This is a genomic window from Micromonospora sp. NPDC005161 (assembly GCF_053599855.1).
The window spans coordinates 101,782-114,546 of sequence record NZ_JBSFYQ010000025.1 but is presented as its reverse complement, the minus strand read 5'-3'; the positions used below and the strand labels follow the sequence as shown (position 1 = coordinate 114,546).

Below are 12,765 nucleotides of genomic sequence, written 5' to 3'. Positions count from 1 at the left end.
CGGAAGCTAAGCCCTCCAGCGCCGATGGTACTGCACTCGTGAGGGTGTGGGAGAGTAGGACGCCGCCGGACAAACATTGGTCAGGGCCACCCCTTCAAGGGGTGGCCCTGACGCATTTCCATACCCCGAAAGACCTCAGCCGGCGTGGGACGCCGGCTCAGGTTTCAGCCCCGGGTCTGCATGCCGGCGCGCAGGTTGCGGAGCAGGCCGCCGGCGTCGGTGACCGACCGCCCCGGGAACATCGCCATCACCACGCTGCCGTGGTCCGCCCAGCCACACACCGCGAAGTCACCGCCCTCGCCGCTGGTGTTGCCGCACTTCATCACGCCGCCGAGCTCGCCCGCGGACACCTCGCGCAGGCCGGTCACCCTGCCGGTTTCGTCGGACATCAGGCCGAAGAGACTGTCCAGGTCCCGCTCCGGCTGCCAGAGCAGGGTGGTGCCCCCGAAGATGAGCACCGACCGCTTGTCGTCGGCCTGATCGCGGTAGACCGTGCCGAAACTGCGGTCCAGCTCGATGTTCGCGGCCAGGCCGCTGCGCAGGTAGTCCGCCGTGCTCTTCGCGCGTTCGCTGTCGTCCCGGGTCAGGCCCGCCGCCCGGTCCGGCGAGGTCAGCCGGGTGTCCTTCTGCTGCACCACCCGCCAGCCGCCGGCGCCCAGCACACCCGCACCGGCCAGGCCGACGACCAGCGCGACCGCCCAGCCGACGCGGCGCCGCCGGGACCACCCGCCACGCCGCTCGTCGGGGTCACCCCCCGGATCGCGGGTGCTCAGCTGGATCGGCTCCTCGGTCAGCTCCACCGGCTCGCGACCGTCGTCGAGCGGGCGCTCAGTGAGATGTGCGTCGGACATAGCCGACACCGTACGCGAATGGCAGGTGGCGCACGTCAGGTCCGCGGAAGCCCTCCGTAGACTTTCACGGGTGACCGACAGACTCGATGCCCGACGCCCCGACGCCCCCACCCTGGCCGGCCAGTACCAGCCCGCCGAGGTAGAGCAGCGACGGTACGAGCAGTGGGTAGCCGCCGGGCACTTCCGGGCCTCCGCCGACAGCGACAAGCCTCCGTTCACCATCGTCATCCCGCCGCCGAACGTCACCGGCTCCCTGCACATGGGCCACGCGTTCGAGCACACGCTGATGGACGCGTTGACCCGGCGTAAGCGGATGCAGGGCTTCGAGGCGCTCTGGCTGCCCGGCATGGACCACGCCGGCATCGCCACCCAGAACCTGGTCGAGCGTCAGCTCGCCGGCGAAGGCCTCTCCCGGCACGACCTCGGGCGGGAGAAGTTCGTCGAGCGGGTCTGGCAGTGGAAGGCCGAATCCGGCGGGGCGATCCTCGGCCAGATGCGACGCCTCGGCGACTCGGTCGACTGGGACCGTGAGCGCTTCACCATGGACGCGGGCCTGACCCGCGCCGTCCAGACGATCTTCAAGAAGCTCTTCGACGAGGGCCTGATCTACCGGGCCAACCGGATCATCAACTGGTGCCCACGCTGCCTGACCGCGCTCTCCGACATCGAGGTCGAGCACACCGACGACGATGGTGAGCTGATCTCCATCCGGTACAGCGACGAGGTCGTGGTCGCCACCACCCGTGCCGAGACGATGCTGGGTGACACCGCCGTCGCGGTGCACCCGGATGACGAGCGCTACCAGCACCTCATCGGCACCGAGGTCGAGCTGCCGCTGACCGGGCGCCGCATCCCGATCGTCGCCGACGCGCACGTCGACCCGTCGTTCGGCACCGGCATGGTGAAGGTGACCCCGGCGCACGACCCGAACGACTTCGAGATCGGCCAGCGCCACGACCTGCCCGCGCTGACCGTGATGGACGAGCGCGGCGTGATCACCGTGCCCGGCCCGTTCGAGGGGCTGGACCGCTTCGAGGCACGTCCCGCGATCGTGGCCGCGCTGCGCGAGCAGGGCCGGATCGTGTCCGAGAAGCGGCCGTACGTGCACGCGGTCGGGCACTGCTCACGGTGCAAGACGACCGTCGAGCCGCGGCTGTCGTTGCAGTGGTTCGTCAACACCGCGCCCCTGGCCCAGGCCGCCGGCGACGCGGTCCGCGACGGCCGGGTCCGCATCGAGCCGGCCGAGCTGGCGAAGCGCTACTTCGCGTGGGTCGACAACATGCACGACTGGTGCATCTCCCGGCAGCTGTGGTGGGGGCACCGGATTCCGGTCTGGTATGGCCCGCAGGGCGAGATCGTCTGCGTCGGCCCCGGCGAGCAGCCGCCGACGGGGGAGGGCTGGCACCAGGACGAGGACGTGCTGGACACCTGGTTCTCCAGCGCGCTCTGGCCGTTCTCGACCCTCGGCTGGCCGGAGCAGACCCCGGACCTGGCCAAGTTCTACCCGACCAGCGTCCTGGTCACCGGCTACGACATCCTCTTCTTCTGGGTCGCCCGGATGATGATGTTCGGCCTGTACGCGATGGACGGCCAGCAGCCGTTCGACGTGGTGGCCCTGCACGGCATGGTCCGCGACGAGCACGGCAAGAAGATGTCCAAGTCGTTCGGCAACGTGGTCGACCCGCTGGACTGGATCGACCGGTTCGGCGCCGACGCCACCCGGTTCACCCTGGCCCGCGGTGCCAACCCCGGCCAGGACGTCCCGGTCAGCGAGGACTGGTGCCAGGGCTCGCGCAACTTCTGCAACAAGCTCTGGAACGCCACCCGGTTCGCGCTGATGAACGGCGCGCACACCGCGGGCGACCTGCCCGCGGCCGAGCAGCTCTCCACCGTCGACCGGTGGATCCTGTCACGGCTCGCGCACGTCACCGCGGAGGTCGACGAGCAGTTCGAGGCGTACGAGTTCGCGAAGGTGTGTGACCTGCTCTACCACTTCGCCTGGGACGACGTCTGCGACTGGTACGTCGAGCTGAGCAAGCCGGTGCTCGCCGAGGGCGGCGAGCGGGCCGAGACCACCCGCCGGGTGCTCGGGCACGTGCTGGACCAGCTGCTGCGGTTGCTGCACCCGGTCATCCCGTTCGTCACCGAGGAGCTGTGGCTCGCGCTGACCGGTGGTGAGACGGTGCAGACCGCCGCATGGCCGGTGGCCGACCGTTCACTGATCGACGACGCCGCCGAGGCGGAGCTGGTCAGCGTGCAGCGGGTGGTCACCGAGATCCGCCGGTTCCGTTCCGACCAGGGGTTGCGCCCGACCCAGCGGGTGGCCGCCCGGCTGGACGGGTTGGCGGGGGCCAGCATCGCGGCCCACGAGCCGCTGATCCGCTCACTGGTCCGACTGGACCCGGCCGGCGACGCCTTCCAGGCCAGCGCCACGCTGGCCATGCCCGGGGCGGTCGGTGTCGCGTTGGACACCCGGGGGTCGATCGACGTGGCCGCCGAACGGGCCCGCCTGACCAAGGACCGCGCCGCGGCCGAGAAGGAGGTCGCGCAGGCCCGGGCGAAGCTCGACAACCCGGCCTTCGTCGGCAAGGCCCCCGAGCCCGTCGTCGCGAAAATCCGCGACCGGCTGGCCACCGCCGAGGCCGACCTGGTCCGGATCGACGCTGCTCTGGAGACGCTTCCCTCGTGACCGACCGTACCGATTTCGCCGCCGTCGAGGCCGAGCTGGCCGCCCGCGGCTTCACCCGCATGGTCTTCGAGCTGGACCGGATCGAGTCACTGCTCGACCTGCTCGGCAGCCCCCAGCGGGCGTACCCGGCGATCCACCTGACCGGCACCAACGGCAAGACCTCCACCGCGCGAATGATCGACTCGCTGCTCCGGGCGTTCGGGCTGCACACCGGCCGGTACACCAGCCCGCACCTGGAGACCGTCCGGGAGCGGATCAGCCTGGACGGCGAGCCGGTCAGCGAGGAGCGGTTCGCCGCGGTGTACCGGGAGATCCGGCCACTGGCGGAGCTGGTCGACGCGGGCTCGGACGAGCCGCTGACGTACTTCGACATGACCACCGCGCTGGCGTTCGCCACGTTCGCCGACGCGCCGGTCGACATCGCGGTGGTCGAGGTGGGCCTCGGCGGCGCCGAGGACGCGACCAACGTCATCCAGGCCGGCGTCTGCGTGATCACTCCAATCGGCCTGGACCACACCGAGTGGCTCGGCGACACGCTCCAGGACATCGCGCTCGCCAAGGCCGGCATCATCCACCCGGGCGCCACCGTGATCGCGGCGGCGCAGGAGGAGGAGGCGGCGCGTCCGCTCCTCGAACGCTGCGCCGAGGTGGGCGCGACCATCGCCCGCGAAGGCGCCGAGTTCGGCGTGCTGAGTCGGGCCATCGCGGTCGGCGGCCAGGTGCTCACCCTCCAGGGGCTCGGCGGCACCTACGACGACGTGTTCATCCCCCTGCACGGCGCGCACCAGGCGCAGAACGCCGCGGTGGCGCTCGCCGCGGTGGAGGCGTTCCTGGGCGCCGGGACCACGCGGCAGCTGGACATTGAGGCGGTCCGGGAGGGCTTCGCCACGGCCAGCTCCCCGGGTCGCCTGGAGCGGGTCCGGAATGCCCCGACCGTGCTGTTGGACGGCGCGCACAACCCGCACGGGATGGCCGCCACCGTCACCGCGTTGCAGGAGGAGTTCGCCTTCAGCAAGCTGGTGGCGGTCGTCGGCGTGCTCGCCGACAAGGACGCGCCCAGCCTGTTGGAGCTGCTGGAGCCGGTCGTCGACCTGGTGGTGGTCACCCGCAACAGCTCGCCGCGGGCGATGCCGACGGCGGAACTCGCCGCGCTGGCCGTCGAGATCTTCGGCGAGGAGCGGGTCGAGGTGGCCGAGGAGATGCCGGACGCGATCGAGGTGGCGGTGGCACTGGCCGAGGAGGACGTCCCGGGTGAACTCAGCGGGGTCGGGGTGCTGATCACCGGGTCGGTGGTGACGGTGGCCGACGCCCGTCGGCTGCTGAAGCGATGACCGGCCCGGAGCGGGACCGCCGCAGCACCGAGCATCCACCAGCGGACCAGCCCACGACCGGGTCGCCGGGCGAACAACCCTCGGGCGAGCAGCCCCGGCGGTCCGGGCTGCGCAACCCGGAACGGGCGGTACGCGGCCTGGGCGCCGGGACCCTCAGCCTGGAGGCGCTGGTGCTGGTGCTGGCCATCCAGCCGATCCGCGTGGTCGGCGGTGACCTGGGCGGGGCCGCGATCGCCGCGGTGGTGGCCCTGGCGGTGGTCGCCATCCTGCTCGCCGGCATGATGCGCCGCCCGTGGGCGTGGCACGCCGGCACCGTGGTCCAGGGCCTGCTGCTGCTGGCCGGCCTGCTGCACTGGTCGCTGTTCGCGCTGGGCGTCATCTTCGCGCTGGTCTGGGCGTACGCGCTGCACGTCCGCAGGGTCATCCTCGGCTGACGGCCGACCTGGACCGCCCCGCGCTCGCGGTCAGGCGTCGGCGCGTTCGCGCCACTGAGTGAGGGCGATGCCGTGGCCGTCCGGGTCACGGAACGCCGCCGCCCACACCTCCAGCCTGGTGCCCCGGTTGACGACGCGGGGCGCGTACGTGAAGCGCAGACCGGACCCGCGCAGCCGCCCGTACGCCGCCTCGATGTCGTCCACCTCAAGGTTGACGTGCACCAGCCGGCGGCTGATCGGCGCCGCCCCGGTCACCTCACGCAGCACCAGGCGGGTCGTGCCGGAGGCGAGCACGGCGTTGCCGGCGCCCTGGTCGACCTCGGTGAAGCCGAGCACGTCGCGGTAGAAGCCGAGCGACCGGGACAGGTCGGTGACCAGCAGCGTGAGGCCGACCCCGCTGATCGGTGCGGTCGGGTCGGCGGCGGCCTCCGTGTCGTACCCGAAGATCGCCTCGTCCAGTTCCTCGGCGGTGACGGTCTCGCGCGCGGCGCCGGGCGGGGTGGGATCGTCCAGCGGCAGGTCGAGCGGGTCCAGCGGGTCTGTCATGCCCGGAGCGGCCCGCTGCGCCGGAGGTGGGTCGAAGCGCTGGGCGGCCTCCGGCTGGTCGAAACGCTCTTCGGCGGGCGGGCGCGGCGCGGGCGTGGCCCGCCGGGGCAGCCCGCCGCCGGCCGACTGGCCGCCGGCCGTCTGCTCGACCACGACGCCCTCCAGCACTACCGGGCCGCCGGGGCTCTGGTGCACCACCACCGGCTCGCGTTCCTCGGGGGGCGCGACGCCCGGGTCGTCACGGAGCGGGTCCGGGCCGGGTGGGTCGCGAAACGGATCGCCGAGCGGGTCGCCGAGCGGGTCGCGGAAGTCGTCGTCCGGCGCACGGTCGGCCCACGGCGGGGCGTCCTGCTGGATCAGCACCTCGTCCAGGGCCTCGGCGTCGGCGAACTCGGGTGGCAGGTCGGCGACGGCCGCGGCGCTCTCGGCGTGGGTGGGTATCTCGTCCCAGAGGACCTTGACGTGCCGCTGATCGTCCAGCGCGACCCGGATCGGCAGGGTCTGGCCCAGCGACGGCCACTTGGAGACCGGCACCCGCGGTTCGATGATCTTCTTGGACCGGGGCGGCAGACCGGGGGCGTCGATCACCAGTTGCAGCTCACAGCGGCCGAACGCGTACTGGGTGGGTGGTTCGGACGCGCTGTGCACGTGCCCGACACCGACCACCCAGGTGCGGCCACCGCCGCGCACGGTGGCCAACGCGATCGCCAGCACCAGCAGGGCGACCCCGAGCGCCACGATGGCCCAGCTCATCATGCCCAGCCCGAAGAGGACGACGAACGTGGCCACGGTGCCCAGCACCGTGCCGATCAACTTGCGTACCGGCGCGATGGTTCGATTCCCGCCATTCGCCACAGTGGACCTCCCGGGGTCAGGGTCAGGCTAGGCCGGATCGGCCACCGGGGGAAAGACCGGCCGCCGCGCCGGCGCCGGGACCGGGTCGCTAGGCTGACCGTACCGATCCCGAGCGTTCAGCGCGTACAGGAGGAACCCAGCGTGTCCAGCAACAGTCCGGATGAGCGCAGCCTCGTTCTGATCAAGCCCGACGCGGTTCGCCGCGGCCTGGTCGGCGAGGTCCTCTCCCGCTTCGAGCGCAAGGGGCTGCGGATCGACGCGATGGCGCACCGGACGATGGACGCGGCGCTCGCCGACGAGCACTACGCGGAGCACGTCGACAAGGCGTTCTACCCGCCGCTGAAGGGCTTCATGACCGGCGGTCCGCTGGTCGCCCTGGTGCTCTCCGGCGACCAGGTCATCGACGTGGTCCGCGGGCTGGTCGGCGCGACCGACGGGCGCAAGGCCGCCGCCGGCACCATCCGGGGCGACCTGTCGCTGTCCAACCGGGAGAACCTGGTGCACGCCTCCGACTCGCCGGACAGCGCCAAGCGCGAGATCGCGCTCTGGTTCCCCGAGCTGGGCTGAGCCGCGCCGCCGGCGCTCAGTCGACCGGTGGCAGCTTCTCCGGGTTGCCGACCACGTAGACGCCGGTGATCCGACCGTCGGCCGCGCTGACGGTCAAGGTGTGCCGGCTGCCGTCCGCACCGGTCATCAGGGCGGCGGGTTCCCCGTTCAGCTCCACCCGGCGCATCGTCCACTCACGGGCCCGGCCGTAGATCCCGGCGAAGAACCGGGCGACCCGGTCTGCACCGGTGACGGGGTTGCGGGCGGCGCGTACCCGACCGCCGCCGTCGTTCCACGCCGTGGCGTCCGCCGCGACCAGGTCGGTGAGCGTCGCCAGGTCACCGTCCCGGGCGGCGGCCAGGAACGCGTCCAGCAGACGTTCCCGCTCGGCCCGGCTGGCGGTGAAGCGGCGCTGCTCCTGTCGCACCCGGGCGGTGGCCCGGTGGTGCAGTTGCCGGCAGTCCTCGGGGGTCCGATCGAGGATCTCGGCGATCTCGGCGTACGGCAGGTCGAAGGCGGTGTGCAGGACGTACACCGCGCGCTCGGGCGGGGTGAGCCGTTCCAGCACGTGCAGCAGCGCGGCGGACAGCGAGTCACGCAGCTCCGCGCGGTCCAACGGCCCGAACGGCGAGGGCGCGGTCCCCACCGGCTCGGGCAGCCACGTCCCGACGTACGTCTCACGCGCCGCCTGCCGGACGCGCAGCCGGTCCAGCGAAAGGCGGGTGACCACCCGGGACAGGTAGCGGCGGGGCTCGGCCACCGTCGACCGGTCCACGCCGAGCCAGCGCAGGTACGTCTCCTGGAGCACGTCCTCCGCGTCGTGCCGGCTGCCGAGCAGCCGGTAGGCGAGCCCGAGCAGCATCGGCCGGTGCGCCTGGAGCGCACCGGCCGCGTCTGCCGCCTCGGTCCTCACACCTGCGCCGGAGGCTCCAACCGCAGGGTCACCCCGATCCGATTCCACACGTTGATTGTGGCAATCGCCATGACGAGGTCGGCCAGTTCCTTCTCCGACCAGACCTTCGCGGCGGCGTCCCACACCTCATCCGAGACACCGTGCTCGCCGAGCCGCGTGACCGCGTCGGTGAGCGCCAGTGCGGTCCGCTCCCGCTCGTCGAAGAACGGCGCCTCCCGCCAGGTGGCCACCGCGAACAGCCGCCGGTTCGACTCGCCGTTGGCGAGCGCGTCCCGGCTGTGCAGGTCCACGCAGTACGCGCACCCGTTGAGCATCGACGCCCGCAGCTTGATCAGCTCCAGCACGGTGTGGTCGACGTTCGACTGGACGTACTTCTCCAACCCCATGACGGCCTGGTACGCCTTCGGCGCCACCTCGCCCGGGTTCATCCGCTGCATGACTACCTCCCCTGATCGGTTCGACACCCTCACGACGGACCGGCCGGGGTGTGCCGTGACAGCGGTGGGTGTGACTCCGCTCATGCCGACCGGACAACCGGCGTTCCGGCCCGCGTCACCCGTACCGCCGCTCGCGGTCATGTCCGGCCGCTAGACCGGTCTCCGCGATTGATCATGAAGTTGTTGTCACGACTCGCCGTGGCGACGGGCAACAACTTCATGATCAACGGGGTGGGGGGCCGGGGCCGGGGGGGGTGGGGTGGGTGGGGTGGAGCGGGTTAGAGGGTGTCTAGGGAGGCTCGGCGGCGGGACTCGGCTTCGAAGAGCTTGAGCAGGAGTGCGGCGAGGACGGCGTAGGCGGCGCCGACGGCGAGCTCGGCGGCGAGTTGGGGTGCGGCGGCTCGGAAGCTCTCGCCGGCGACCAACCGGCGGGCCGCCTCGGCGGCGTGGGTGATCGGTAGCAGCTCGCCGATGACGCGCATCCAGGCGGGCAGCCCGGCGGCGGGCACGTTGACGCCGGTGAGCAGGAGCAGCAGCGCCACCGAGACGTTCGATACCAACCAGACGTCGCGAAAGCGCAGCCCGATCGCGCCCAGGGTCAGGCCGAAGAAGCCGCAGGCGAGCGCCGCGACCGCCAGGGCCAGCAGCAGTCCCGGCAGTGCGTCGAGCGGCACTCGGAGGCCGAGCAGCAGCGACGCCGCGGTCAGTGTGGTGACCGCGATCAGCAGGCCGTTCGCCGCGTACGGCAGGACCCGGCCGAGGAAGACCGCGGTGCGGCTGCGCGGTGAGAGCAGCACGTGTCCGAGCGTGCCGAAGCGCCGCTCGTTGGAGACGGCCATCGTGCCGCCGAACACGCAGGCCACCGAGGCCGCCAGCACGGCGTTGCCGGTGATGTAGAAGCCGTCGTCGGCGACGCCGAGCTGCCGGCCCAGGTAGGCGAAGAACAGCAGCTGGAACAGCGGGCCGACGAGCAGCGTGCCGACGAACATCGCCGGGGTGGTCCAGTTGAACAGGGCACGGTAGGCGATCACGCCACCGATGCCGATCAGGCGGAGCAGTGCGGGCATCGTCGCCTCCTCAGGCCAGGGCGAGGGTGGCCGCCGCGCGGGCCCGCCGCTCGACATGGGTCATCATGATCGCGCCGAGCGCCAGGCAGGCCAGGCTGATCACCAGGCAGACGCCGAGCGACGGCCAGACCGGCCCGCTGCCGGTGGCCGCCTCGCGGACCGCCCGCGCTCCCCAGGTGGTGGGCAGCACGGCGGCGATCGGGCCGGTCCAGCCGGGCAGCGCGGTGATCGGCACGAGCATCCCGGAGACCAGCCAGATCGGGTACTCCAGCGTGTTGGTCAGCGCGTTGGCGTTACGCAGCAGGACGAACGTGGAGGCGAGCAACAGCCCGAACATGCCGAGCCCGATGATGCAGCCGGGTACCGCGACCGCGAACGCCAGCGGGTGGGCGAAGGCCAGCGGAATGCCGTACAGCAGCCGGCCCCAGGCCAGTGTGGCGAGCATGGCGTACGTGCCGGTGAGCGCGGTGGCCAGCGTGATCGGCAGCACCACCAGGGCCGGCGGCCGGGGCGCCAGCATGATCATTTCCAGGGTGCCCTGCCAGCGCTGGTTCTGGATGGCGCCACCCGAACCGAACAGCACCGACGACCAGATGCCCATCAGCCCAGCCCCGACCGCGGCCTCCAGCAGCCGGCCCGGGTCGCCGCCGGCCCGGAACAGGTGGACGGCCAGGGTCGCCTGCACCACCGGCACGATCAGCGCGGTGGCGATCTCGAACGGCGACCGGCTGAGCTGCTTGGCGTGCAGGAGCGCCCCGACCGCGATCATCCGCGACGTCCTCACGCCGCCACCGCCTCGACCGGGCGGGTCTGCGCGTCGACCCGGTTCACGATCGCCACGTACGCGTCCTCCAGGGTGGGCTGCCGGGCGGTGACCCGGCCCAGCCGGACCCCGTCCAGCGCGCGCAACACGTCCGCCTGCACGTCCACTCCCGCGTCGGACTGCACGGTCAGCATCTGCGCCGCACCGGTGACGACCACGCTCGCCTCGCGTACGCCCGGCAGGGCGTGGATCAGGGCGAGCTGGCCGTCAGCCACCCCGTACGCCTCCACCTCCAGCACCTGCCGGCCGTCGGCGTGGTGCCGCAACTCGGCGGGAGTGCCGAGGGCCTGGATCGTGCCGTTCGCGATCACCGCGATCCGCCCGCACAGCTCGTCCGCCTCGGCCATGTAGTGCGTGGTGAGCAGCACGGTGGTGCCGGTGGCGGCGAGGTCGGCCACGGTCTGCCGCAGCTCCCGGGCCGCCACCGGGTCCACTCCGATCGACGGCTCGTCGAGGAAGAGCACCCGCGGCCGGTGCAGCAGGCCCCGGGCGATGTGCAGCCGCTGCCGCATGCCCCGCGAGTAGCCCTCCACCCGGTCGTTCTCCCGCCCGGTCAGCCGGACCAGCTCGAACAGCTCGGCGATCCGCCGCTTCTGCTCCCGCCCCGGTACGCCGTACAGCTCGGCGAAGTAGCGCAGGTTGTCCCGTGCGGAGAGCCGGTCGTAGAGCCCCCGGTCACCGCCGAAGACGTACCCGATGCGTCGCCGTACCTCGCGGGTCTGCCGGACCACGTCGAAGCCGTCGATCCGGGCCTCGCCCGCGGTCGGGATGAGCAGCGTGTTCAGCAGCTTGATGGTGGTGGTCTTCCCCGCGCCGTTCGGCCCGAGCAGGCCGAACAGCTCCCCGTGGCCGACCGTCAGGTCGACGCCGCGGACCGCCTCCACCTCCCGGCGCTGTGGTCGTAACCATCCGGTCCGGCTGCGGTACGTGCGGCGCAACCCGACCGCCTCGATCGCGTGTTCGCTCATGGCCCGGAGGCTAGGAGCGGCCGGGGCGGGTAAAAACGAATTCGGATCCGGCCGAATGTTCAGGCCGAGGCGGTCGCCGGCCCGTCGCCGATCAGCTGCACCAGGGCCAGGCCGGCCGGTTCCAGGCCGTACAGCACCCGCCGGCCCACCCGGCGGCGGTGCACCACGCCGGCGGTGAGCAGGGCGGAGAGTTGCTCCGAGACGGTGCTCGGGGCCAGCCCCAGGGTCGCGGCGAGGCCGGCGGTGGTCGCCGGTCGGGTCAGTGCCCGCAACACCTGTGCGCGCCCCCGCCCGACCAGCACCGCCAGCCGGTCGGTGGCCGGATCCGCCGCGGGCCTGTCGGTGGCCGGCCGGCCGGCCAGCAGTACCGAACCCCGGGCCTGGTACGAGACCGCCAGGATCTCGGAGTGATCGGTGGAGCAGGTGAGCGCTCCTCGAGAGAAGATCAACGGGATCAGCAGCAGCCGCTGGTCGACTGCGGTGAACTGCAGGTCGGCCAGCAGCGCGTCCGGGCCGTGCGCGGCGAGCGCCCGCGCCCGGTGCAGCACCTCCTCATCCAGCGCCGCCCGCATCGCCGGCCACCAGGGCGCGATCGCCGCGTCCCAGTACGCCTGGAGGCCGTCGGCGAGCCGGTCCAGGGTCGCCTGCCGGTCGGTGACGAACGGGCGCAACCAACCCGGCAGGTCATCGGGACGGTGGTAGCGGGGGATCTGCTCGGCGATCACCGAGGCCGGCGTGGCCCGGAGCACGGCCAGCTCCTCGGCGAGGGTCGGGCTCGCGGTGGGCGGTACCGGGCCGAGGAAGTCCGGGTACCACGGGCCGGTGACCGAGTAGAGCTTCAGCGGGGCCGCGTCGGGCAGCTCGGCGAGCGCCCGGCGGGCGTGCCGGGCCCAGCCCGTGTAGGGCCAGGGCGCCTCGTCCGGGTACCGGTCGAGCAGGTAGAGGCTGCACTTGGCCTCCCAGAGCGGGCTGGTCGCGATCCGGGTGCGGGTCAGCGTCGGCTCGTCCAGCTCGATCCGGATCACCCGGCCAGCCTAGCCTCGGTGGCGGAACACCCCTGGATGTTAGGAAGGGACCCTTGTACAACACGAGGCGATAAGAAGGGGCCCTTCCTTCGCGGGATTACTCGGCGGCGGGCCGGTGGGTGGGTCGAGTATCGTTGAGCACCGTAAGGCGATGACCCGGCCATCACCGGTGAGCCTCCGGAAGAACAGCCGGGCAACCGGCCCAGTAGAACCGGACGGGTCCGGCCCGTCACAGCCGGCCAATGAGCGGGCGGTCGATCCTGACCGCCAAGCGGGGTGG

General features: G+C 72.3%; 12 protein-coding genes and 1 rRNA gene. 5 read left to right on the top strand and 8 right to left on the bottom strand.

Annotated features, from left to right (window positions below):
* Window positions 1-71, top strand: a 5S ribosomal RNA gene (rrf, locus tag ACWD5O_RS23235); the annotation flags it as partial.
* Between the two features lie 93 nt (window positions 72-164).
* Here rrf and ACWD5O_RS23230 read toward each other — a convergent pair.
* Window positions 165-851, bottom strand: a complete 687-nt coding sequence (locus ACWD5O_RS23230) for a hypothetical protein (RefSeq protein WP_354965645.1) — start codon at window positions 849-851, stop codon at window positions 165-167.
* A gap of 70 nt (window positions 852-921) precedes the next feature.
* Between ACWD5O_RS23230 and ACWD5O_RS23225 the strand changes: the two genes are divergently transcribed.
* From ACWD5O_RS23225 to ACWD5O_RS23215, 3 genes are read left to right on the top strand one after another with little or no spacing between them, the layout of a single operon-like run.
* Entirely contained in the window at window positions 922-3,540 is a 2,619-nt protein-coding gene (locus ACWD5O_RS23225; protein WP_450086532.1) for a valine--tRNA ligase, read from the top strand.
* A complete protein-coding gene (locus ACWD5O_RS23220) occupies window positions 3,537-4,871 on the top strand; it encodes a bifunctional folylpolyglutamate synthase/dihydrofolate synthase (protein ID WP_450086531.1) in 1,335 nt (444 codons plus the stop codon). The genes ACWD5O_RS23225 and ACWD5O_RS23220 overlap by 4 nt, the downstream gene beginning before the upstream one ends.
* Window positions 4,868-5,305, top strand: coding sequence for a DUF4233 domain-containing protein (locus ACWD5O_RS23215; RefSeq protein ID WP_450086530.1), 438 nt, complete (start codon window positions 4,868-4,870; stop codon window positions 5,303-5,305). The genes ACWD5O_RS23220 and ACWD5O_RS23215 overlap by 4 nt, the downstream gene beginning before the upstream one ends.
* A 30-nt stretch (window positions 5,306-5,335) precedes the next feature.
* On the opposite strand, the gene ACWD5O_RS23210 is transcribed toward ACWD5O_RS23215, so the two are convergent.
* The gene (locus ACWD5O_RS23210; RefSeq protein WP_450086529.1) at window positions 5,336-6,706 is read right to left on the bottom strand and encodes a VOC family protein; all 1,371 of its coding nucleotides are present in this window, start codon (window positions 6,704-6,706) and stop codon (window positions 5,336-5,338) included.
* A 141-nt stretch (window positions 6,707-6,847) separates the two neighbouring features.
* On the opposite strand from ACWD5O_RS23210, the gene ndk reads away from it, so the two are divergent.
* Window positions 6,848-7,273, top strand: coding sequence for a nucleoside-diphosphate kinase (ndk, locus tag ACWD5O_RS23205; RefSeq protein WP_354965640.1), 426 nt, complete (start codon window positions 6,848-6,850; stop codon window positions 7,271-7,273).
* Between the two features lie 16 nt (window positions 7,274-7,289).
* Here the strand turns inward: ndk and sigJ are convergent, their stop codons facing one another.
* The 6 genes from sigJ to ACWD5O_RS23175 all read right to left on the bottom strand — a co-directional run bounded on the left by sigJ (window position 7,290) and on the right by ACWD5O_RS23175 (window position 12,485).
* Window positions 7,290-8,165 carry an RNA polymerase sigma factor SigJ gene (gene sigJ / locus ACWD5O_RS23200; protein WP_354965639.1) on the bottom strand — a complete coding sequence of 292 codons (876 nt, stop codon included), beginning with the start codon at window positions 8,163-8,165 and terminating at the stop codon, window positions 7,290-7,292.
* Window positions 8,162-8,593 carry a carboxymuconolactone decarboxylase family protein gene (locus ACWD5O_RS23195; protein ID WP_450086538.1) on the bottom strand — a complete coding sequence of 144 codons (432 nt, stop codon included), beginning with the start codon at window positions 8,591-8,593 and terminating at the stop codon, window positions 8,162-8,164. Before ACWD5O_RS23195 ends, sigJ begins: the two co-directional genes overlap by 4 nt.
* Window positions 8,594-8,880: 287 nt before the next feature.
* On the bottom strand, window positions 8,881-9,669 hold the full coding sequence (locus ACWD5O_RS23190; protein WP_450086528.1) for an ABC transporter permease: 789 nt from the start codon (window positions 9,667-9,669) through the stop codon (window positions 8,881-8,883).
* 10 nt (window positions 9,670-9,679) lie between these two features.
* Complete coding sequence (locus tag ACWD5O_RS23185; RefSeq protein WP_450086527.1) at window positions 9,680-10,438, bottom strand: ABC transporter permease; 759 nt, start codon at window positions 10,436-10,438, stop codon at window positions 9,680-9,682.
* An 11-nt stretch (window positions 10,439-10,449) separates the two neighbouring features.
* Window positions 10,450-11,460, bottom strand: coding sequence for an ATP-binding cassette domain-containing protein (locus ACWD5O_RS23180; protein ID WP_450086526.1), 1,011 nt, complete (start codon window positions 11,458-11,460; stop codon window positions 10,450-10,452).
* 59 nt (window positions 11,461-11,519) lie between these two features.
* A complete protein-coding gene (locus tag ACWD5O_RS23175) occupies window positions 11,520-12,485 on the bottom strand; it encodes an ArsR family transcriptional regulator (protein WP_450086525.1) in 966 nt (321 codons plus the stop codon).
* Window positions 12,486-12,765: the final 280 nt, after the last annotated feature.